The organism is Bacillus sp. XB1, from assembly GCF_053557995.1.
Map to the genome: position 1 here is coordinate 492,687 of NZ_JBNRIL010000001.1, position 23,622 is coordinate 516,308.

The 23,622-nt window shown below is 34.3% G+C and carries 22 protein-coding genes and 2 pseudogenes; 17 read left to right on the plus strand and 7 right to left on the minus strand.

The features are described from left to right. Positions 1-199: 199 nt before the first annotated feature. The 4 genes and pseudogenes from ACK1U5_RS02440 to ACK1U5_RS02455 all read left to right on the plus strand — a co-directional run. On the plus strand, positions 200-628 hold the full coding sequence (locus ACK1U5_RS02440) for a DUF5412 domain-containing protein (RefSeq protein ID WP_000022538.1): 429 nt from the start codon (positions 200-202) through the stop codon (positions 626-628). Between the two features lie 306 nt (positions 629-934). After that, positions 935-1,885: a class A beta-lactamase gene (bla, locus tag ACK1U5_RS02445; RefSeq protein WP_000636458.1), complete on the plus strand. Its 951-nt coding sequence runs from the start codon at positions 935-937 to the stop codon at positions 1,883-1,885. Positions 1,886-1,930: 45 nt separating this feature from the next. Next, positions 1,931-2,326, plus strand: a pseudogene (locus ACK1U5_RS02450) (ABC transporter permease); the annotation flags it as partial. A 21-nt stretch (positions 2,327-2,347) separates the two neighbouring features. Next, positions 2,348-2,539: pseudogene (locus ACK1U5_RS02455) on the plus strand (alpha/beta hydrolase); the annotation flags it as partial. A gap of 325 nt (positions 2,540-2,864) precedes the next feature. On the opposite strand, the gene ACK1U5_RS02460 reads toward ACK1U5_RS02455, so the two are convergent. From ACK1U5_RS02460 to ACK1U5_RS02470, 3 genes are all read right to left on the minus strand, one after another. After that, the gene (locus ACK1U5_RS02460; protein ID WP_069604638.1) at positions 2,865-4,652 is read right to left on the minus strand and encodes a helix-turn-helix transcriptional regulator; all 1,788 of its coding nucleotides are present in this window, start codon (positions 4,650-4,652) and stop codon (positions 2,865-2,867) included. Between the two features lie 114 nt (positions 4,653-4,766). After that, positions 4,767-5,345 carry a sensor domain-containing protein gene (locus ACK1U5_RS02465; RefSeq protein ID WP_069604637.1) on the minus strand — a complete coding sequence of 193 codons (579 nt, stop codon included), beginning with the start codon at positions 5,343-5,345 and terminating at the stop codon, positions 4,767-4,769. A 346-nt stretch (positions 5,346-5,691) separates the two neighbouring features. Further along, complete coding sequence (locus ACK1U5_RS02470) at positions 5,692-7,029, minus strand: erythromycin esterase family protein (protein ID WP_113710652.1); 1,338 nt, start codon at positions 7,027-7,029, stop codon at positions 5,692-5,694. Positions 7,030-7,389: 360 nt separating this feature from the next. Here ACK1U5_RS02470 and ACK1U5_RS02475 point away from each other — a divergent pair, with 360 nt between their 5' ends. From ACK1U5_RS02475 to ACK1U5_RS02500, 6 genes are all read left to right on the plus strand, one after another. Beyond that, positions 7,390-8,274, plus strand: coding sequence for a CPBP family intramembrane glutamic endopeptidase (locus ACK1U5_RS02475; RefSeq protein WP_000600468.1), 885 nt, complete (start codon positions 7,390-7,392; stop codon positions 8,272-8,274). Between the two features lie 621 nt (positions 8,275-8,895). Then, the gene (locus ACK1U5_RS02480) at positions 8,896-10,341 is read left to right on the plus strand and encodes a L,D-transpeptidase family protein (protein WP_044584629.1); all 1,446 of its coding nucleotides are present in this window, start codon (positions 8,896-8,898) and stop codon (positions 10,339-10,341) included. 342 nt (positions 10,342-10,683) lie between these two features. Then, complete coding sequence (locus ACK1U5_RS02485) at positions 10,684-10,899, plus strand: hypothetical protein (protein ID WP_001104104.1); 216 nt, start codon at positions 10,684-10,686, stop codon at positions 10,897-10,899. A 208-nt stretch (positions 10,900-11,107) separates the two neighbouring features. Further along, positions 11,108-11,737, plus strand: coding sequence for a LysE family translocator (locus ACK1U5_RS02490; protein WP_000274241.1), 630 nt, complete (start codon positions 11,108-11,110; stop codon positions 11,735-11,737). A gap of 603 nt (positions 11,738-12,340) precedes the next feature. Further along, on the plus strand, positions 12,341-13,585 hold the full coding sequence (locus ACK1U5_RS02495; protein ID WP_069604635.1) for an MFS transporter: 1,245 nt from the start codon (positions 12,341-12,343) through the stop codon (positions 13,583-13,585). A gap of 14 nt (positions 13,586-13,599) precedes the next feature. Continuing rightward, positions 13,600-14,877, plus strand: a complete 1,278-nt coding sequence (locus ACK1U5_RS02500) for an ATP-grasp domain-containing protein (RefSeq protein WP_113710653.1) — start codon at positions 13,600-13,602, stop codon at positions 14,875-14,877. Positions 14,878-15,193: 316 nt separating this feature from the next. Here ACK1U5_RS02500 and ACK1U5_RS02505 read toward each other — a convergent pair whose 3' ends face one another. Next, a complete protein-coding gene (locus tag ACK1U5_RS02505; RefSeq protein WP_069604651.1) occupies positions 15,194-15,571 on the minus strand; it encodes a hypothetical protein in 378 nt (125 codons plus the stop codon). 103 nt (positions 15,572-15,674) lie between these two features. Further along, the gene (locus ACK1U5_RS02510) at positions 15,675-16,043 is read right to left on the minus strand and encodes a hypothetical protein (RefSeq protein ID WP_033685804.1); all 369 of its coding nucleotides are present in this window, start codon (positions 16,041-16,043) and stop codon (positions 15,675-15,677) included. Between the two features lie 354 nt (positions 16,044-16,397). Here ACK1U5_RS02510 and ACK1U5_RS02515 point away from each other — a divergent pair, with 354 nt between their 5' ends. The 7 genes from ACK1U5_RS02515 (at position 16,398) to ACK1U5_RS02545 (ending at position 22,435) form a co-directional block, all read left to right on the plus strand. Beyond that, entirely contained in the window at positions 16,398-16,559 is a 162-nt protein-coding gene (locus tag ACK1U5_RS02515; protein ID WP_000440499.1) for a hypothetical protein, read from the plus strand. Positions 16,560-16,977: 418 nt separating this feature from the next. Further along, the gene (locus ACK1U5_RS02520; protein WP_001986336.1) at positions 16,978-17,364 is read left to right on the plus strand and encodes a DUF1259 domain-containing protein; all 387 of its coding nucleotides are present in this window, start codon (positions 16,978-16,980) and stop codon (positions 17,362-17,364) included. Positions 17,365-17,841: 477 nt separating this feature from the next. After that, complete coding sequence (locus ACK1U5_RS02525; protein ID WP_001048565.1) at positions 17,842-18,261, plus strand: MarR family winged helix-turn-helix transcriptional regulator; 420 nt, start codon at positions 17,842-17,844, stop codon at positions 18,259-18,261. A gap of 329 nt (positions 18,262-18,590) precedes the next feature. Then, a complete protein-coding gene (locus ACK1U5_RS02530) occupies positions 18,591-18,941 on the plus strand; it encodes a DoxX family protein (protein ID WP_029960785.1) in 351 nt (116 codons plus the stop codon). A 195-nt stretch (positions 18,942-19,136) separates the two neighbouring features. Next, complete coding sequence (locus tag ACK1U5_RS02535) at positions 19,137-19,442, plus strand: monooxygenase (RefSeq protein ID WP_000323774.1); 306 nt, start codon at positions 19,137-19,139, stop codon at positions 19,440-19,442. 498 nt (positions 19,443-19,940) lie between these two features. Further along, entirely contained in the window at positions 19,941-20,045 is a 105-nt protein-coding gene (locus ACK1U5_RS02540; RefSeq protein WP_229180647.1) for a hypothetical protein, read from the plus strand. Between the two features lie 314 nt (positions 20,046-20,359). After that, positions 20,360-22,435 carry a serine hydrolase domain-containing protein gene (locus ACK1U5_RS02545; protein ID WP_000428432.1) on the plus strand — a complete coding sequence of 692 codons (2,076 nt, stop codon included), beginning with the start codon at positions 20,360-20,362 and terminating at the stop codon, positions 22,433-22,435. Positions 22,436-22,751: 316 nt separating this feature from the next. On the opposite strand, the gene ACK1U5_RS02550 is transcribed toward ACK1U5_RS02545, so the two are convergent. Beyond that, entirely contained in the window at positions 22,752-23,075 is a 324-nt protein-coding gene (locus tag ACK1U5_RS02550; RefSeq protein ID WP_000528634.1) for a hypothetical protein, read from the minus strand. Between the two features lie 135 nt (positions 23,076-23,210). Next, positions 23,211-23,603, minus strand: coding sequence for a VOC family protein (locus ACK1U5_RS02555; protein WP_001145284.1), 393 nt, complete (start codon positions 23,601-23,603; stop codon positions 23,211-23,213). Positions 23,604-23,622 lie beyond the last annotated feature (19 nt).

Below are 23,622 nucleotides of genomic sequence, written 5' to 3' on the forward strand. Positions count from 1 at the left end.
TCTTAAAGGGGAATTTTCATAATTATCCCGCATTAACGGGCAGCCAGATTGGTGAGGGTGATTAAAGTTTCACTTTATAAATAGGGAGACCATCACATGCCCTTTTTATAATGCTATTACGGGAGGATTTTTATTTTTGATATATTATACCATTTATTTAATGGTATAATATGGTATGCGTTCTGTGGAATGGAGTTGAATGAGTATTATAAATACAAAAGGTGAAATTAAAAAAACAAAAAGAAAAGTATTACTAACTATACTTACTATGTTAGTAATTATAATTGGATTTGGATATTGGAAACTTTTTAGTTTGCAAGGTGTTCCAAAAGGGGAATTCATTCGAACAGTGAAATCTCCAGATGGAAAATATCTCATCAAGACTTATTTTCATAATGCAGGATCATTAAGTGCGGATGCTGTTAGGGGTGAATTAGTTAACCTTGATACAGATTCAGAGAAAAATATATATTGGAACTATCCAGATACAGATCCATATATTGAATGGGTAAATAAGAATATTGTTAGAATTGGAGATCAAACTTTAGATGTTTCACAGAAAGAAACCTATGATTGGCGTGATGACGATAAGCACGTTAAAGAAATGCCTAAACAGTTTATTAGATAAAATAAGAAAAATTAAATTTATTTAATCTTATTCGTTTAACTATAGATAGGATTATATGAGTGAAAAAGTCCATTTAGATTTTCTAAATGGACTTTTTTAGGTTTCTAGATACGACTACTGATAAAAATGGAACAAACTTGTTATTTAGGTTGTCTATTAAGTATACGTATAAAACAGGGGTTCATGATAGTTCACTCATTTTATGAAAAGTGAGATGCAAGAGAGTGATATCCGATACACTCTTTAATTGTATCGATATGTATAACACCTAAAAAAACATATATTCTTGAAAGAGGTTGAAAATGTATGATAGTCTTAAACAAGTTTTTTAACATTTTACATTACAAAAAGATGGTACCTGTAGTATTTCTTTCATGTGCAACGCTTATAGGCTGTTCCGATGGTAATACTCAATCTGAATTACCTAAACAAACGAAACAAACAAATCAAATCAAACAAGAAATTACTGGTAATGATTCTTTTGTTAAACTTGAAAAAGAATTTGATGCTAAACTCGGTATTTATGCATTGGACACTGATACGAATCAAACCGTTACTTATCAATCAGATGAACGGTTTGCATACGCATCTACCCACAAAGCTTTAGCTGTGGGAGTACTTTTACAAAAGAAATCAATAGAAGATCTAAATCAAAGAGTTTTGTATACCCGTGAAGATCTTGTTAATTACAATCCAATTACAGAAAAGTATGTTGATAGTGGTATGACCCTGAAAGAGCTTGCAGATGCTTCTCTTCGATATAGTGATAATACTGCACAAAATCTTATTCTTAAACAATTAGGTGGACCTAGTGAATTCAAAAAATCACTAAGAGAAGTAGGAGACACCGTTACAAATCCTGAACGTTTTGAACCAGAATTAAACGAAGTGCCTCCAGGAGACGTACGTGATACTAGTACCCCAAAGGCATTAGCTACTAGTCTTCAGGCTTTTACGCTAGGAGATGTACTTTCAACTGAGAAACGGGATTTATTAATAGATTGGATGAAAAGGAATACTACCGGAGACAACTTAATTCGTGCCGGAGTTCCAGGAGGATGGGAAGTAGCTGATAAGACTGGCTCGGGATCTTATGGAACCAGAAATGATATCGCAATTATTTGGCCACCAAATAAAAAACCAATTGTTCTTGCGATACTTTCTAATCATGATAAAGAGGATGCTAAATACGATGATAAGCTTATTGCAGAAGCAACCAAGATAGTGTTAGATGCTTTAAAAGTGACAAATAAATAATAATAGTAACTAGTTATTATTATTTTCCCGGTTTTTCGTCACAATATTGTGAGTCATGATTTTGCTAGCGGACTAATGTTTATGGGGTTCTTCGTTGGAGTTGCATTTTTAGCAACGATGGCAAGTTGCTTAATGTTTAAAGTTCTGTCGGGAGCATCAAAAGATGTGGCACGTTATCAAACGTTTCGTAAAATTGTTGTCCGCCGAGAATTATTAACAAACTCAATCTATAAAGAGTTATACTTCATATTTTTATTCCCAGCAATTGTCGGGATTACTCATATATTATTTGGTATGAACATGTTTAGTCCTATTTTAATCAATCCGTACTCTCGTATTTGGTTACCACTTGTTATTTTTGTAGTAATTTATTCGATTTATTACTTGATTACAGTTCAATTATATAAAGGAATTGTACTCTCGAAAAAAAGATCAATGTAATGATGTTATTCATAAAGAATGATAGATAATCCTTTTTGGAAAGAACAATTAAGAGAGAGATAACATTAATTATCGACTGTATCGGAAGTGAAATCACTTCTTTACAGAAGGAGATGGAGAATTAAGTCAATCGAATGAATATTATAGCCTGCTAATATCCCAGAGTATGTTATAAATAATATTGCCACTTGGGTGCAAGGAAGATTGAAATGAAATTAGCAACCATATTTTTAAATAGTTATTTTCAGAGGCAACAAGTGTATTAGGGAGGGGGCATTTGGCTTAGAGGAATCTTCATGTGAAAAGACCTGAAACAGCCTTCCCTATAGCAATAATAAAGATGTCTAATTTCTAATATAGAAAATAATAGCGTTGCTACATTCAATATGTAGCAACGCTATTTAAATTTTTTAAACAGGGTTAAATTTTTCAAGAAATTTACCCATAAAAAATGATATCCAATTAAATTCATAAGTTTATCCTCTATGTATTTTGTAACTACATTTCATCTTGCTGTAAAGAAACAAAAAACACTTTTTTATTCAATAATTCCAATTTCTAGAGCCTTTTGAACAGCTTCTTCTTTGTTAGAGACTCCTAGCTTTGTATAAGCTGTAGAAGCATAATTTCTGACCGTACCATTCGATAAATATAACCTTGATGCTATGGTAGTGTATCGAAGTCCCTTTGCTACTAGCTGTAATATTTCTATCTCCCTAGCTGTTAGCTCATAAGCGGCTGCTTTTGATTCTGGTGTCTCTTTTTGCTCATCAAACTTCTCAAATATTTTGTGAGACATTCCCTGATCAATTAGTGTCCCACCTTTGTGAATAAGTCGGATCGTATTGGCTAGCTCCAACGTTTCAATAGATTTAAGTAAAAAACCATCCGCACCGTTGCGAAGTGATTCCAACGCCTGTTCGGTATCCTGAAACGTTGTGAAAATTAATACGCGGATATGTGGCCATTGTTGCTTGATTTTTTTGGTTGCTTCGACTCCATCCATGTGCTGCATATCTAAATCCATAAGTATAACATGGGGTTGAAGGCGCCCACACAAATCGATGGCTTCATTGCCATCTTCAGCTAAACCGACTACATTTAAATCTTCATATCTATCGAGTAGTGTCCTCAAACTTTCCCGGACAAATGGCTGATCGTCTACAATTAACAAACGAATAAGTCCATCTTTTATTTCAGTTTGTCGCGGTATGGTACAAGTAACAAGCATTCCTTCCTCTGGCTTTGTATATACAGACAATTGACCTTGCAAGTTCATTGCTCGTTCTTTCATCGCATTCATACCGAAGCCTTCCTGCCATTCTACATTTCCTTTTCCATTATCTTGAATTTCTAATCTCGTATATTGTTGTTCAAACTGCAATGAAACTATAATTTCAGTTCCCTGACCATGGCGTACTGCATTCGTAAGGGACTCTTGTAAGCAACGAATGAACGCTATCTTTGCTTGACGAGACAATTCATATTCCTCTCCGTATGCTCGAAAACTTACATTAACCTGAGCGTGCTCCTGAAATTCGGCTCCAAGATTTTGGAGAGATTGAATTAAGGAAGGCGATTGACACGGAGAATCCATTTGATGTAGGTAACCTCTCACGTCCTCGATGCTTTTCCGTCCCATTTCAAGCAGAGAATCTAGCCTCTGTATACCCATTTCAGTAGCAAGTTCGGTGCGCAACGTTTCCATCCCCATAATAATAGAAGTATAAGCGTGACCAACTGTATCATGAAGCTCACTCGACAGTCTGTTCCGTTCTTCCGCCAGTGTGATGCGTTCAATCTGAGACATATATTGCTCAAGTACCGCGTTTTGTTTACGAATTGATTCATTTTGTTTATGATTGACGATTAATAAATGAAAAGCGAAACCCATTACATATGCGAATCCATAATAGGTGACCATAACCCAATAGCTATTACTTGGCGCAACCGCATAGAAAATTCCAGTCGTTATAAAAACTGTTATTGGAGCTGTCCAATAATAGGACAAATGCTTACTATTCGCAGCAATTAGAAACACTGATATAAGAAATGTGTTGTAAGCTCCTGGAAATAATGAGGTTAAATATATACATAGTCCACCATACAGCAGTATTTCTGTGAACAAATAATATTTATAATTGAATAGTAAGGCTACCCATGGAATAGAGAAGGCAATAATTTCCCAAAGAATAATACTCCAAAGTGGTAATGTTAAACCATCCTGAAAATTTAATGTAGCTAGAATGATAGACACACTAGCAAGTAGGCGTACCCCCAACATAATCCAATCATACCAAAACCAATACTTAACCATATCTAACAAGTTCTTTACCCCCTAAATAGCCTACCATTTTCTTCCTATATTATAATTTAATCCTTCCTGCTTTATTATACTTTTTAATTTAAAACTACGATACTATTCACAGACTGCAAACTTTTATTGATTTAGTTGCCGAATCATACTACGTGTATAGCCCCCAATTTTCTTTGTCAAACCTTCTACTATCCTAATACTTATGGCGGTAAATACTATACCTATAAACATTACAAAGAGTGACTTGGCAAAAGTATCTATTTGTATGAATATAATATTCATTTCGATGTGGCGATACAGTAGTGGTGCCAACAGGAGCATAAGTGGCATTACATAAAAAATGATTGCACTAATGAGACTGAAAATGCCAATCACTAATTTCTGCATTAACCAAAAGACAGCAGACCAAGTGCGACGATCTGTAAGCACTAATTTCACCTGAGTCCAGTTTGATGTAGCCATTTTTATACTTTTATCGTAAGAGTCGGTCGAAATATCAGTATAAATTTTCGTCTGTATGCGCTCGAATTGGATAAAAGGTGTCGTAGTCTGTAGTACGCGTATAACTAGTGGAATCCCAATTACCGTAAATGAAAGGGTAAAACTGAATAGCAGAGCTATTAGATAAAAACAAAAATAAAATAATCCTGTAACGAAAGTTAGCAATAAAAAATAACCATTCTGGATGAATTTTGATTTCATAAAGTTCATCGCTCCTATCTATGTAATAACCGAATCATACTGCTTTTTTTGTCATTCTCACTAGTGTAAAAGTGTCATATGACAGTTCTAAATGATATTAAAAAGGGGGAGAGCAGTTTACTTCTAGTTAACAAAGATGCTTGTATCCCGCTATTTGCCAGGCAGTAAGACCCCCGCCTCAAAATTCAGCGTTAGGTGGGGGGCGGGCTGCCGGTAAACGCACGATTGGTGAAGGCTAATAATAAGTGGGGGATGAACAAAAACTTGCTGATTAAAGTTTCACTTTATTAATCCCCACAAAACAATCCCGTTCTTACATCTGCAAGAACGGGATTGTTTTGTACTTTTATTTAATATGAGATGGACTTGTTTTTCGAATATGAAAAATAATATCAAATTGCTCAAGCAATGAAGTATCAAAGTATACCGAACTGTTGGGGATGATTTGTCCTCCTATACTTAGTAATGGTCTTTTTGCTTTAACCCATTTCTCTGCTTGTCCTTTAAGGTGACGGTTATCCAATAAAAACGTTTTATAGGGCACTTTTCCGAGAGTGTAATTGAAACTTTTTACATCTTGTGGAATAGCGTCTGTTGTAATCTTACCTCCGGTGGAAGGATTATATTCGCTATATAAGGTGAAATTCCCCTCCGTAGTTGTACTACCAATTGTGACATAATTATTGTTTAAACGTTCCTTTAAAAACTGCCCCGCAACATCAGGATATAATTGCTCATCGATAATTCCTTTAGCTATATGAATATTGTGTCCCCATACCATCGTTTTACCACCAAATGTCTCTTGTGCCCACATTGCATGATCGGCCAAGTATTGCTCATGTAGCTTTATCATACTTGGATAGTCGTTAGGAAGTAGCATTGTGGTAAATTTCTCTATTGCACTTGCCGTTGCTTTCACCCAGATGTACTCAGGTGAAACTATTTCTGTTTTGGCTTGCTCACTCTCATCTTTTAGTAATCGAGCTACCCTCTCAGCGTTTGTTTTGAACTTCTCTTTCAATTCAGGAGTAAGTTTCATATATTCCTGTATACTTTCAGTAAAAGACGATAATTCTTTATAATTTTCTTCTACTTCTGCCAACAAATCCGGTCGATGCACCCTTACATAATCAATTACTTTATTAAAGCTGCCTTGGTCCAACGTTTTTAAGTCGAGCCCAATAAATTGGATCTTTTTTTTATTGGATGGATCAGCATTATAATCTTTCATCCACTCAATCATGGCTATAATTTCATCAGTAGGATATAACAATTTTAAAAATTCTCTAGGGTTTCCTTTTCCTGTTTGGATATATTCATTTAGTTTTAAGCCGTTTCCCCAATCTTCTTCCATTGTGAAATTTGTAAAACCCATCTCAGTAACCAAATATTTCACAAGGCGAAACTTCATAGTGAAAATTTCAGAGCTTCCATGAGTATTCTCTCCTAATCCTACATATTGTGCGCTCCCAATCATTTTCTTAAGTGGTTTTAAATCCTCAAATGATTTTGACGGCTCTATCGTTTTTAATGGGTTAGCCTGTGATTGTATTGATTTAACTATATTTTTTTGTATTGATTGACCTGAATTTTCGACTGCTACTGTTTGAGCCTTTCCTACTTCTACACCTCCTGTGACTAATAGAGCTGTACTAACCATTGCAATTATTTTTTTCTTATTCATTTTTTCCACCTCAATTGAATTATTTGTAAAAGCAAGAATGATTCATTGTACTTGCACGAATCAATTGCCTTAATTCAATTGTTATTTATTCCATATCATATTTTCTAGTTACATAGTGTCATAAGGTTAATTGACACAGGTCATAGACTAATCATTACACTTTTGTACTATCGGTTATGACAACTTATAAATAATAATTACATTGATGAGCCGTAAGTAAGACTAGATTATAAATTGGGGAGGGATTTTAAAGATGAATGAATTTGTATACAAAAATATTTTTATTCTAAGTTGTGTCTGTGGAAATGACAAGAAGTATATTCGATAAACAAGTGAATTATAGGGGAAGGGCGGATTAAAATGATATTACACGCAAAGTCGTTCCACAATAAAGATAAAATCCAACGTGCTAAAATAGGACTTCAACTTTTTCTGAGTATCTTAATCATTACTTCAATTATCCTAAATGTAGTAGTAATAATTACGAAAAGTATGCCACTTATTGTGGTATATATGTTTACCCCAGCATTATCTTCTATTTTGACTCGCATAATACTGAAAGAAGGGTTTAAAGATGTATCTTTTAGTCTCGGTAACTTAAAGATATGGAAAGGGATTGGTTTTGCTCTGCTAATCCCTATGATTATTTGTGGAATTACTTATTCTATCGCCTGGTTGAGCGGAATTGCGGGGTTTCAGTATCCCGAAGTTGGTATGTTTATTTTAGAACCGATCTACAATATGCTTGGGCTTCAGTATGTAACGGCACCATTCAGCTTCATTTATCTAGTAGTATTGAGCGGCATTTTCGGAAGTTTGCTTGGCTTAATCCCAGCTTTGGGAGAAGAAATGGGTTGGCGAGGTTATATGCTCACAAGGCTAGTCGATGCAGAGTTTTCACGGCCCATCCTTATTAGTGGATTGATTTGGGCAACGTGGCATGTTCCAATAGTTATTGCTGGTCTATATGTAGCGGGACCATCTGTCGTTCTTTCAGTACTTGGTATTTATCTTTGTATTGTACCATTCGGTTATATTATAGCTTATTTACGACTTATCACAGGTAGCATTTGGCCTTCGGTTATCATCCATGCTACTTGGAATGCCATTATTCAAGGACCTTTCACACGTGCAAGTACAGGGTATCAAACTGAGATTTGGATTGGAGAATCTGGCTTGATAACCGCTAGTATTATCTTAATTACTGCAATAATTACGTCTCGAATCGTAAATTTTACTAAATAGCATACGGATGTGTTTTAAATTCAATTAGTGAAATATGACGAGGCGAAATAAGATGCTCCTAAAAATATTAGAAAAAATCTAGTTGAACAGACTCTTACTTTATCTTAGGCTGCTGGAGATGTGGGGGACATCAAGCTAAGAAAATAAACTTGGTTGCCATAAAAAACATAATGTTTTCATTTAAAGGCTATGAGATGAAATTTCATCATCTTCATCAAGTTTGACCTTCAGGAAATAAAAAGTTAAACGATTATACAAATACTCTAACTGAAAAAACGATAGTCCTTCTACATTTTAGATAGAAGGACTATCGTTTATTTTTTTGACAAAATTAGGAGGTGATGTTTATAAAATGGATAATATAATTCGTATTTGCGTAAAGAGAAAAAGTTTTCCAAAGAAGATGTAGTTAATTCCTTTGGTATAACGGTTGATTGAAATTTCATTTTATAAGTTGTAAAGGGCTGTGCAATGCATCGTACTATTGAAAAATCTAAATTTAATCATTAAATTGCGATAAAATGTGGTCGGAAATAATGAAATTTTAGGGAAAATAAGGTACACTAGTTTATGATTTTAGTTGAAAATCGTTTGACGTTAATGCATACGGGGGAAAGATTGATGAACAACAATACAACAAATGAATCAGTTGAAGAAATTGATCAAAAACGAGTAAGATCAAAAAAACGTTATACAAATTGGAAGTTTATTGCAGCGGGTATTGGTGTAATTGCACTTCTTATTGGGGGAATGAGTTATTACCAGGCAACTCACTTCAATTCGAATGTTACAATTAATGACACAAAAGTTGGTGGTCTGAGCGCTGATCAGGCAATACAGAAATTAAAGACATCTGGACTAGCAAACAAAGTCTATGTTGATCAACAACAAATTTTAGATGAAAAAGATACAAAAACGGAACTTACGGAAAAAGATTTGCCTCAAGTTAAGAAACTATTAAAAAACCAGTGGACATTTTTCCCTTCCTCAAAGGGAGAAAATTATTCATTGCTACCAGAGAAGGCAGATCAGTATCGTAGTGAAACGATGAAAAAACTTGTAGAAGAAAAGCTCATCTCTATGAATGAGAAATTAAAAGCGCCTCAAGATGCTATGGCGAAGCTAGAACAAGGGAAAATTGTTATTTCGAAAAGTGTTGAAGGAAAACAGTATGATGTTACTAGTCTACTGAAAGATTATGATAAACAAAAATATAAAAGCGAAATTCATCTGAAGTCTGCATACATAAAACCTATTAAAGAAGACGATCCGATTGTCAAAAAAGAGGAGAAAGCACTACAGAATCTTCTTGGGCAGTCTGTTGAGTATAAAGTGCAGGATGAAGTTTATCCTTTAAAAGCGAAAGATTTAATTCAAAATGCCTCTATGTCAAAGGATATGAAAGTTACAATTGATGCGAGTGACATTAAGAAGAAAATCACTGAAATTAATAATGCCAAATCAACATTAAATAAAGATTTCTCATTTAAAACTCATTCCGGTTCAGTCATATCAGTAAAAGGACAAGGATACGGCTGGGCACTAGATGTTGAAAAAGAAACTAAACAAGTTCAACAAGCCTTTGAGAAAGGCGACAAATCGCTTTCTGCTTCTAATATTCACGGGAATGGTTGGGAGAAGGAAGGTATCGGTTATAAAACAACATCGAATAATGGCATCGGAGACACGTATGCAGAAGTTTCAATTGCAGAGCAACAAATTTGGATTTACAAAGATGGAAAATTAGTTGTTACAACAAATGTAGTAACTGGTAAACATAGTACTGGTGAAGATACATCACCAGGTGTGTGGTACGTCCTTTATAAACGAACACCATATACGCTAAGAGGTAACGCAGTAGGAAAAGCTGATTATGCGGTTAAAGTAGATTACTGGGTTCCATTCACAAATAGTGGTCAAGGATTTCACGATGCCGGCTGGCGAAAAGACTGGGGAAATAATGCTTATTTAACAGGAGGATCAGGTGGGTGTGTGAACCTTCTTCCTAATGTTGCAAAAACTGTATATGATAGTTTGAACACGTATGATCCAGTTATTGTGTATTAAAAAATAGCTACGTATCAAGAAATAAACAAAGCAGGAAATCTTACCTGATGGTATATGAAAAAACACCTCTTGCATTCGCATACTAAGTGTGCAAATGTAATGGAGGTGTTTTTGTTTGAATATAAAAGTGTGTTGCTTATAAGAAACAAAGTAGAAAGAAATAATAAGTATTCAAATAGTCAATAAAATTGACGATGAATATCATTTTCATTTAATATAGAATCGTTGCATGTAATTAGACATGAATTTTTTGTTAATATAATAGATTTCTATTAAGTTGTCACATTTAAGAACTATCATTAAATATTTTAAGAATTTAAACGTAGGAAAGGGTAATATAAAATGAACTGGAAAAAAGGCGGATTATGGGTTATTATTTTTTTTGTTGTAAAAGGCACGATTTCTACACTTTTAATCGTTACAGGTGCTAAATATTTTGATTTATCATTTATGCAACTTATCTTATTAATTCTGACCTTATTAGTGATTTCTCTAATAAGCCGAAAATTGCTGTATAGACATAAACAAAACAAAAAGCAAAAAGAGCTAAATATATAATGGAGCCCCAGAGACCTTTGGATTTCTGGGGTTTTATTTATTCAATAGTGAGTTTTCGGTCCGCGATACGAATGGTACATTCCATCAGTTTTATCGATTGTAAATCAAGAATTCGCTGATTTTATTGAATAAATAGAAAATTATTTTCTTTTTCTTGTGTTTCATTTAATATCAATAAGGGCACTAAAAAATAGATAGGGGTGCTAAAATGTACGGTATTATTAATTATGAAGTGTTTTTACTAACAGGAATTTTATTAAATCTAATTCCTGGTGCAGACACCATGTATATTGTGGGAAAAAGTATTTCACAAGGTAGAAAAGCAGGTGTGTATTCTGTTTTTGGTATTATTACTGGTTCTTTAGTCCATACGTTATTGGTTGCTTTTGGTTTATCTATTATACTTACAAAATCCGTTGTGTTATTTAACACCATTAAGATTATAGGTGTTATCTATCTTGTATATTTAGGAATGAAAATGATACTTGATAAGACAAATGTAGATTTTCAAGCCCCATCCAATAAATTGAACATTAGAAAGATATATTTACAAGGGCTCTTAACAAGTCTTACGAATCCAAAAGTCTCTTTATTCTTTATTGCGTTTCTGCCGCAGTTTATAGATACAAAGGCTTCAGGTCCTATACCTTTTATCATTTTAGGAATTACTTTTACAGTAACAGGACTATTGTGGTGTTTATTTGTTGCTTATTTCTCTTCCTATGTCACCAAAAAATTAAGAGGAAGTCAAAAGGTAGGAATGATTCTAAATAAAGTAACAGGACTAATTTTTATTGGGATGGGGTTAAAGTTGCTTCAAGCGAAGGCTCCTCAATAAACATGAATAATAAAAAAATGCCCCCTTCAAGAGATGTTATCTTTGCTTTAAGCTAATTTCTATATATTAAAAAGCCCCTTCAAATTTGAAGGGGCTTTTTGCTGGTTATTTTGGTTTATCTAAAAATTTATTTCATCGTGCATGACCTATTTTAATCAATTGTCATGTATATATGTGTCCTCTAATAACAAGGTTAAATCCATTCAGTTCGTCATCGTAGCTTCGTTATCTTGCTGTTACATTCCAAAATGCGTACAACAGCGTGCCTTCAAGGTTATACTGATGCTGGAGGTAATTCAAAGTGACATACAATCGGAAAATGAATTCGAAGCAAGCTAATTAATAACTAGATTCTTACAAATAAATCTCATCTGTATATCAATTGATTTATAAACGAATGCAGAATTATTTTTCGGAAAATGAGCTTTTTAATAGCCAAGAGAGCTCTAAAGATCAAGTCTTCATTTTGAAACTAAAATCGCTTTTATATTAGGCTTCGAATTTTTATGTGCTACAGACATTAGTTGAAAGATAGGCTTTTCCTGTTCTTATTTATATCGTTAACTTGATAATTTATAAATATGAATTTAGTGGGGGGATATTATGAAAGGTAGCAAACATTTTAATTTTCACAAGCTTTGGTTAGGACAGTCTATAAGTTTGTTGGGTACTCAGTTTACAATAGTAGCTTTGCCACTTTTTGCATTAGAGGTGTTACAAACAAGCGAAGCAAATGCTGCTATGCTTCGTGGGATTATATTCGTTCCTTATCTAATTTTCGGGTTAGTAGCCGGTGCTTTAATAGACATTTTTCATAGGAAAAATGTCTTGCTAATTTGTAGTTTATGTCAAGGAGTATTGTTTTTATCAGTATTCATACTGACTGTAACAAATATTATAACGTTCCCTTTGTTGGTGTTTATCATGTTTTTAAATGGAATATTCACCACGTTTTACAACATTGCCATTCCTTCTTTTTTACCGGAAATAGTAACAGATAAAGACCACTTAAAAAAAGGAAATGCACAACTAGCACTTTCGGAGTCTCTTTCTATAGTAATTGGTCCTATGCTAGCTGGAATCGTCATTACTCTAGTTGGATTAACAGGCTCATTCACTGTTGACGCAGTAACGTATTTTGTTTGCTTTATGTTTGTATTAATTATTTCAAAGTTTAAACCGCATACAGAAGGTTCTTTAAAAGACGTAAATGTAAAATCTATATACCAAAACATATATGAAGGTTTGGTATATTTCAAAAAACACCCTGTATTGGAGCCGATTGTAACTTGTGGTGCTGTTTACGGTTTTTTTAAATACATATTAAATAGCATTTTAGTAATATTCCTTTATAAGGTAATGAATCTATCTGAAATTGAAATAGGATTTGTTATAGGTTCAGCAGCGGTGGGATTTTTAATAGGTAATACGATACTTATGAAAAAAAGTCAACAAATTAATAATGCAAAAATGCTTATTTATAGCGCTGCTGTATCAGTTACCAGTTTGGCTTTTATACCGATAATGGGGTATATGGGAACAGTTTACGGAATAGTAGCCGCAAGTATCATACATGGTATGGGAGAAGGTGTATTTGGCCCTTACGCTGCAACTATACGACAACTTGCCTCACCAAATCACATGCTAGGCCGAGTAAATGCTGTACAGCGTACGCTGAATTGGGGAGCTTGGGCATTAGGAAGTTTTGCTAGTGCATTTTTAATTTCTATATTTGGGCTTCAAACTACGTTATTTATAGGGGGCTTCGGAACAACATTGTGTTTAGTGGCGTTGTTAAGACGAGGCGTATCAAAAGGAAATGAAATTGAATATACGAGTTCATATTAGAGGAGATGATTATGATGCATAAGGTATTAAAAGGAAATGACATAGAAAATAAAACACACATTTTATTTATAGGGGGATGGACAAAGCCTATACAAGATGCATTAGACAGTGGGTATACTGTTTCGTATATAGGATCTTACGCTAAACACATATATTTTGATGGGGCTATCTTAGAAAAATGTTTCTATAAAAAAGAATTAGACACGACAAACATACCCTTGTCTATATACTACGCTGAAGGATTATTCAAAGAGAAACCATTTGATGTGGTTGTATCTTTCAACGAAACAGCATTAGATACGGCTTGCATAATTGCAAAGATTTTTAATGTTAAAGGACCTTCTTACAATGCTAATATGATAACCCGTAATAAAGACATGATGCGTGAAATGCTAGCAGGTAAAGACTTTTCTATAGATTCGAAAGTTTGCAATAACATTAAAGGTATTAATGAATTTTTGAACAAAAAAGATAGTATTATAATAAAGCCCCCGATTGGCGCAGGTGGTAAAGGTGTATCTAAGCTAGACACGGGAGATGACGTAGAGGTATTTATTAAAGAGAATGGTATTCAACTACCTGTTTTAGTGGAAGAGTATATTGAAGGTGATATAGTTTATACGGTTGAAACCGTTTCTTATAACAAAAAACATTCTATACTAGCGATATCAGCTGAAGTATTTAAAGAAGATACGTTTATAATAAACTATACTATTATGCCAGCACCTATAGATGAATCTCAAAAACAATTAATTATGGAAAAAGTAATGCAATTTTTGGACGACATGCAAATGGAAAACGGCATTACTCATACAGAAGTAAAGATAGACAAACAAAATAAGCCAATAATTATAGAATCTCAAGTTAGAATAGGTGGCGGCAACATCTGGAAGATGGTGGAACTAACAACTGGCATTTCTCAATTTGGATACTATTATGATGCGTTAGCTACTGAGACTATAGATGAATTTAGATGTGTACCTTCAAAATGTCAAGCTATGTCTTTAAGTCTGATCCCAAAACCAGGTTGCATAAAAGAAATCAAGTATAAAGAGTTAACTAACATATCGGAGGTTGTATTAATTGATCTATTAGTAAAAGAGGGTGACACCATACCAACTATTGTAGATAGCACTCAACGCAAAGGGTCTATAGTATTTACGGCTAATGATATAAAACATATGTACGAAGCTGCAGAGAGAATATGTAATAATATAACGTTTGTTTATCAGGATTTATCAGAATGGAAACCTTCTTTTAGAAAAAAATATAAAAATAAATGTGGAAAATGAATGGATCCAAATACCACTTCTTAAAAAAAGAAAAAATAATAAAGAAACCGAAACCCTTAAGCGGTGGGATTCGGTTTCTTACTACAATATTTAACTGCAATTAGGAAATGATTGTAAACTTTAAAAGGTAATCAGTAAGCTTTACAGTTTCTTTTTCACTCTTACTTTCTTCCTCAAATACCTTATTCTTTTTCTCTAACTTTTCAATTCTTCTTTTAATAGAAGCAATGACGGCGTTTTGATTGTTCTCGTTCCGTTTGGTTACACAGTGTGGTTTTACTAATCAGGCTTCTTTTTGTCACACTCTTGAAGTTAATTATATTTTTCTACGTACGAAATAAAAAGCTAAGGACCCCATAATAACAGGTGCAACAAAGTCAAAGAAATGCGAAAAATTAAAAGGAAAAAGAACAAGAAATGGTATAATTGTATAGAGAGCTGCTTGTCCTATAAATACAGGGACTCCAAATTGAAATTCTCTACATCGCTTGATTTTCCTGTATAACACTTCCCCGATTAGACAAGCTATAAGAGCTGGTATACTACCATAAGTGAAGATCGTTTTAATGAATCCTAATACAACGTTCGGGTGAATAAAGCTAGGATGAGAAATATATGAAATCAAGAACCATCCAAAAATAAAAGCAAACATACTTGCAGCATAACTAATTACAAATTTTATCAACGTAATCATCCCCACAGTTTTCTAATATTAACTCCATTGTATGACATGAAATCCTATTATTGGTACCGAGAAAAAAGCGGATCCCTACTCTAAAATGCATCCACTCATCCTTCTATACTTGTTTTATTTTCTTTGCTCTAGCAAACTTCCAAAAAGCTGCAAGTAGTATGAGCAGCGGTATTCCCTGAATAAAGAGAAATCCTCCCAAAAAATAAAGTGCACGACTAACTAGAGGAGGCGCTGTTGTCGACTCGCCCGCAAAATAAGCCCCATAATTAGCTGCTACACCTGCATAATCAGCTATCCCACCTATAAGAAAAGCCGCTGGACTTATGATTAGATTTATTCCTAAACAGATCATTATTGAAGATAGGTTTTTAGCCTTAATTTTTGGTGAAACAGACAAGAAAAATAACAATATTGCAGTGCCGTCTATAAGAAGTAGTGTTATTACAAAAAAATTCCCATAATATCCCTCCATGATTTTAATTGTACCATCAGCAAGGACAACTTTGTGTAAATTTGGATGAATAGGGTCTTCATGTGAGGTTAACATAACGTCTCATTAACAGTAGTCAATGATGCATATAATTTTCGTTTTTGCTTTCTTATCTGAGCTGGATAGCGGTGGGGGGAGTCATAAATTGTGGAACACACTCTTAAGTTATTTGATATGAAAAAATGAAATTCTCCTTCTGTAATTTATTCAAATGACTCAATCTCCGCATCTTTTGAATGCCCTTCAATAAAACATAAGCAAAATAATTACCAATCCTATGCAAGAAAGTTAGGCTAGTTAATCGCATATGTTTTATGGAAGGGATGTGATGGAACTATGGAACGGCTGAATTGGGGAATTGGAGGATTAGTATTCGTTGGCTGTATGTTTCTTGGTGGAGGAGTGGGATCTATGTTAGGAAATGCCCAAACTGGATGGCTAATAGGAATGGGTGCTGGATTTCTTGGGATGGCTTTAACGAGACTGTTCAGAAAATAATGTAACTGAGATTCTTCTTCTGGTAAATAAGGAAATATGTAAGTAAGTCATAGCATAAGAGTTCTATAAATTATAGTTAGAATCTTCTCTTTTGTATTTGTCTTTTCTAAATTTCTCCATACATAGATATAATTCTCAAGTCGGAGGATGGCACCTTAGGGTGTCTTTTTTATGCTTTTTAAAAATGTCTTACCATTATAATAGCTGAGTTTTGCTTTCAGTCTCCGATGTCCATTAGGCATAAAATAAAAATTCTGCACCATTTAAACTCTGATAACAATTCATACGATCAAGAATAATTGAGTTAATAGCTTTCGGTAGATCGCCATCATTTTTTTATAATAGATTAGATTCATTGCCGTTTCAGACCTATGTATGAATTCATAATCTAATAGTAAAAGGAGGAATGATTAAAGGTATGGCGGTTAATGAGGAATCAATTTGTCAACAGTTTGCAAGAATCATTGGCGGTCAAGAAGGATTCGCTGGTGGGAAATGCGTGGCAACAATAAACCGTGATGAAATACGAGCCACAATCTTGGGAAAACGTTTTAGAGTAACAACTTCCTTTTCATTCGAATCACGAGACAATAAAACTGGACGGGCATTATGCCTAGGCCGAGTAGCACTCTTACAAAAAGAAGTCACTGAATTTGTGGCGACAATTATTAAACAAGGAATAATCGTTTCGTCTATACACAATGAGTGGTTATGTGATGATCCAAATTTAATTTACGTTAATATCGAAGACGTTGATGATCCACTAAATTTTGCAAGAAAAGTGAGAAGAGCGTTATGCACGTAATCAATTTCTTTAGTTAAACGAGTCATTATATTAAATTGAAAAGTTCAGCGTGTTGGATGGTTTTATAAAACGAAAGAAGGTGTTTCATATTTGGAATGCCTTTTCTTTATGTTTTCGTTACTAATGTGGGTGGTTAACTGATTACATGCTGTTTATCTTGCAACAGCAAGAAAACTGGATGAGGTATCTTTAAAGGTGTTTGACTGTCTATAGATACCATATTTTATCAAATGTTATTAGCATATCATAAAACGATAAGGGAGAAATCGCCAGAGAAATACGTCAAATTAGTCATTCCTTCTATAATCTAAAGGGACGATTTGGTTTTCGAAAAATAATAGGTAAATCATTTGACAATTAAAATAATCTACTTTAATATATGTGCCATAGCATATATATGGTGAAACAAATACATTCATTGTGAATGATTGACTGGTATGCTGTATCCTTTTATATCTTAATTTATAGAGGTGATATATGAACTTACATGATTTAATAGGCTATCTTGTTCACCGTACTGATGTGAAAATGACCAATTATTTTACGAAGAAATTAAAGCCGTATGGAGTTACGCCAGAGCAGTGGGGGATTATTAGTGTTCTTTGTAGCCAAAGGAGCACTACTCAAAAAGAGTTGGCGGAAGCTATTGATAAAGATCAAACTACTGTTGTTAGAATGATACAGTCAATGGAGAGAAAAGGGATTGTAAGGAAGGCTTTGAATGACCAAGATAGGCGTTCACATAACCTTTTTTTAACTGAAAAAGGCGACGAGCTAAAGAAAACAATCTTACCTGTAGTGAAAGACGCTCACCATTTCGTTACGAGTAATTTGAGCGAGGAAGAAATTAAAATATTACAATCGTTATTAAACAAATTGTATGATACACACTATTAATATTTGTTCCTTATTGATGCTATGCTATTCATAAGGAACAAACTTTGTTTTAGGTATTATATATGCTGTAGCATATAATTTTTTGTTTGGACGAATGGGAAGATAACTTTATTTTGTATGATATCTGATTCAGGGTCACTTTTTTGCTTAGTACCAGTCAAATTTTTTGTATTATATATGCTATAGCATGTAATTTCTGGCCCTTTAATATTGAAAAGGGTAATGTAAATTGAAGCGACTTCCATACGGGTAATCTCAGGAAATAGGATAAAGGTAGTGACTACTATCTGAACAATACTGAGTTTTTACCAAATAATAAGAAAGGTGTGATTACTATTTTAATTTTCATCAATATTGTAAAAGTAGTGTTGTTTCTGTTCTTTTTAATGACAGGAACGAAAATTATATCCGGGAAAATGGCAGATGAGTTCAAACGATTTGGTTTACCTTCGTTTTTTAATTTCTTAACTGGAGCTTTTGAGATTGTAGGAGCGATTGGAATGTTGATAGGAATCTGGATTCCAGTAATAGCTTTATGGGCAGGAGTGTTATTAGCTGGTACGATGCTTGCAGCCGCATTAACTCTAATTGTATTAGCGAGAGATCCCTTTAAGAAAGCGATACCTGCACTTGTTTTGTTTGTCCTTAGTTTAGGGATAAGTTTGTATCACATTTTTTAAAAATAACCGAAAACTATTAAACTTTCACTTTATGCGTTCAAGTTACTATCATTATGTGATTATTTTACAAATAGGGGGATTCTCAAATTAGTGCTTGAATAATAATAGCAATACGGATTTAGACATTACTATCATTTGAATCATAATCAGTAAAAGAACGGGAAGAATTTTATATTAAAATAGGAGTGAGTGAAGGTGGCATATTTACTACAAGTTGATTTTCCGTTTGAAGGTCCTTTTGGTGAAGAAATGGAAAAAACATTTTGGGATTTAGCAAATAGTATTAACGAAGAAGAAGGATTTCACTGGAAAATATGGACTGAGAATGAAGAAAAAAAAGAAGCTGGAGGCATTTATGTATTTGAGGAAAAACAAGATGCTGAAAAATACGCTGAAATGCACAAGAACAGACTTGAAGCAGTTGGTGTTAAAGATATTAGAGTAAGAATTTTTAACATCAATGAAAAATTAACGGAACTGAATCGTGGGTATATTAAATAATTTCGACAGTCGGAGCAAGCGTAAAAAGGAGGGGGATAATCCCCTCTTTTTTAATTCTTAAATTGACGGTGAGGGGACTTGCACAAAAAAATCCCTATATAAATAGGGATTTGTATATCGGTATATTGTTCCTTGGAAAAGGATGTATGAAGTGTAATATATGAGAGTTCTTACATTTGTGAAAGTGATGTAAAAGTACTTTAAAGAAATTTTATTGAAATAATTTCTTCTCCTTTAATTCTTTCAGTCTGCTTTTTCTTAACGTTCCATGCCCATCAAGCTAAGAAAACAGATGAACCCAAAAACAAAAAAACTTCGCAAAATTTGTGAGAGAAAAGGAGAGATAAAGGTATTTTAACCTTATCTCTCTTTTTCTATATTAATTTATTTTCAGGTAAGGAGTTGATTAGTTATTACTAGTAATAAGAACGTGAAGAAGTGTTGATGCCGGTTGGAACTGTTGTAAAGGTTGAGGGGGGATGCAAGGAAATATCAGAGATGTGCATGATGATTTGGCGCAGGGGTATTAATCCATCTTCTATGAAATCGTGGGATTATATAAGCAGTTATTATCCTGGGGATTTTAAAATAAAACCTACCTAATTATAGAAGTGATTTGAACGTAAGGAAATTGTAAGAAATGCATAAGAAAAAAGAAATTTTTATTATGTAGGATACAAATATAGAGAAGCACAAAAGAGGGAGGATAAATAGGATTTATTTATACGAAAACCAAACTAGTAATAAGTACATTCTAAATAAAAAAATCATTTATGGTACTAACATACATGTGAAAAAGAGAGGTTTTACTGTTTGTTACGACAGTAGGGATAAAGCCAGAATAGTAGTTTATGTGATGTTTGTAATTGAACAAATAAAAGATGAAATTAATCATTTATCTAAGGAGGCATTTTTTTATGGAAAATAAATTATCTGGGGTGTTAGCCGCTACTTTAGCTCTAACGATGAGCCTGCCAACAGGAGCGATAGCGTCTTCTAGCAGTAAGGCTCCGGTTGTATCTAGCCAAGAAGTTGCTAGCAAAGATTTGGAGAAGATTGCTGCAGAGAACGCTGAACTACTCACGAAGTCCTATGAGACGACTAGCGTGCAGTATGCGCTGATTGATAATGGTAAACTTATTTTGTCGGGGCAGACAGGCAAGAACGACATAGAAGGGAAAGAACCATTAACTAAAGATACTTTATACGGAATTGGTTCAACCAGTAAAGTATATACAGCAGCGGCTGTTATGAAACTAGTAGACGAAGGAAAAGTTGATTTGGATGCTCCTGTTACTGGCTATATTCCTGAGTTCAAAATGAAAGATAAACGATATAAACGCATTACACCGCGTATGCTGTTGAATCACTCCTCAGGTTTGCAAGGTTCGACGTTCAATAATGCATTTTTATTTAAAGATAATGATGCTTATGCCCATGATATCTTGTTGCAACAATTGTCCAACCAAAACTTGAAGGCAGACCCTGGCGCGTTTTCAGTATACTGTAATGACGGTTTTACGCTGGCTGAGATCTTGGTAGAAAGAGTCAGCGGTATGAGTTTTACTGAATTTCTACATCAAAAGTTTACAGAGCCATTAAAACTGAATCAAACGATAACATCGCAAGACAAATGGGAAGACGAAAAGCGGGCTGGACAGTATTCTCCGACATACCAGGGACAGCTTCCAAGTGAAATGGTAAATGTGATTGGTACGGGAGGAATCTCCTCTACTGCAGAAGATGTGGTGCGATTCTCACAAATATTTATGGGACTGGGAAAAGAAATTCTCTCTAATAAAGCAGTCAAGGCGATGGAACAAGAAGAATATAAAAAAGGAATGTGGCCAGGAGATAGCGGAAATATGTTCAACTATGGTCTTGGCTGGGATAGTGTGAAACTATACCCATTCAGTGAATATGGGATAAAAGCGTTGACTAAGGGTGGGGATACGATGCTGCAACATGCTACATTAGTCGTGCTTCCAGAACAGAAGATGGCAGCAGCTGTATTGTCCTCCGGTGGGAGCAGCATGACAAATCAACTGTTGGCAAATAAATTACTGCTAGCTAGGCTTAAAGAGAAAGGGGCAATTAAGGATATAAAACCAGATAAATCCTTCGGCAAGCCAGTCAAGGCTAAAGTGCCTCAAGATGTGGTAAAAAAAGCAGGATTGTATGGAAATATCCAAAGCCATTTCAAAATAGAGATTACGAAGAAGGGAGAACTGTTTTTACCAACTAAACCGGAAGAAAAATATGTATATACGGCGGATGGAAGCTTTATAAATGAAAAGGGTACTTCCAAGCTTAACTTCGTCACTGAGAAGAATGGAAAAGTTTATTTAAGAGAGAGCACATATGAATTATCACCGGGATTGGGGCAAAATGTGCTGACTCACTATTTAGCTCAGAAATTAGAAAACAATGTGTTACCGAAGAAAACAGCTGCTGCATGGGCGAAGCGCGAGGGCGGCAAGTTCTACCTTGTTAACGAAAAATTTAATTCTATAAATTATCTAGGACAACAAATACCTCTTAACACACAAATTACGATCAAGGATGGTTATTGGGACGGCAAAAAAATTACAGGTCCGAATACGGCGACGCATCAAATTCAGATTCCTGTGATGAATGGGAGGGATACGAAGGAAGCTCATTTCTATACAGAGAATGGTACTGAATATATGGAGATGGCCAGCTTTTTATACGTCAGTGAATCTAACGTAAAATCCCTTGATGCAGGTCAATTATCGAAAGTTACACTGCAAAAAAATGGGCATGCGAAATGGTTTACGATTCCGCAAGAGGCAGCAGGGAAAACGATGAATGTGGAGTTGCCATCAGGAAGTTCATTCGCGGTGTATGATGGGAATGGAGTATGCGTCAATTTTAGCGTTGTTAGTAATAATAACAAAGTGAAACTACCAGAGAACGGAACGGTTGTATTTGCTGGCGCACCGAACTCCGAATTTACAGTCGCATTGAACTAGCTACAACTCGGGATAGACTTCAATAAAACAGTGCGACATGGAAAAGATATTTTATTTGTATCTTAAGTATTACCTTAAATGATATTACACTTAAATTCTTAGCTTAATAGCAATGGGATAGCACCACATGTCTACTAACCTAAGAAAATAAATCAAACCCATGTCCATCAAGCTAGTAAAAATAAATACCCCAAAAATAGTAAAATTGACATTCTCATAGTAAAAATGTAAAAAATTATTGTTTAGGGGCAGCGTAAAACATTAGTTTGATAGCGATATGGCGCTACTCATAAAAAAAGAAATAGGATAGAATTTCCTATTTCTTTTTATTGATATAATAAAATGTAAAGAATAGATCCAAAGTAATGATAATAATTAGAAGTAACAAGTGTATAAGTGCATCAGTTTTTCCGTTTAGTAAAGACTTTACAAAGAAATCCCATTCTGTTTCATAGGGAGATTCTACCCAATTTCGTTGCAGACCTAACACCATTCCATTTATGAAATAGAAAATGCTTAATAGAATCCTTCCAACAAATAAGGCAGCTATTTTTATATTCCAATCCTTTATCTTGATTACATAAAGGATTGGAAATAGTATCAGTATCCAAAAAACAATAATAAAGACTGTATTTCCCATTCTCTCCTCCTAACAAAATGATTGTGTTTTTAATCTTGGTAAATTCTTAGGTTGGAGGTATGTTTCATTGTTACTGGTTAAAAACAAGGGTCGGAATTCCGGCTCCTTTTCTATCCCGCAAAATAAAGGTTTGCTTTATCTCTCCGTCTCAAAAAACTCAATCCACTCTCCATCAGGACCAGCGAAGAATATGTAACGTGTTCCATCTGGTAATGTTTCGATTTCTTCTCCTAGTAAAAAGGTTACTGCGTGTTTCTTCAGTCTTTCGATCTCATCCTCTAATGAATCCACTTTAAAGCAAATGTGATGTACTTTTCCTTCTGCCGGAAGAGAAGAGTTGTAGCCTTCAATGAGTTCTAGTATCGTTTCTTTTGATTCTTCTACACCTAAAAAAGCGAGTTTTAAGTCTGGATTCGGATGACCCATACGTTTCATGAGCTGTAAGCCGACTACTTCTTCATAAAATGAAATAGATGTTTCTAAGTTTGCAACCATAAGTCCGACGTGTTCAATTCTTCTAACTGGCATGTAGATTCCTTCTTTCTGA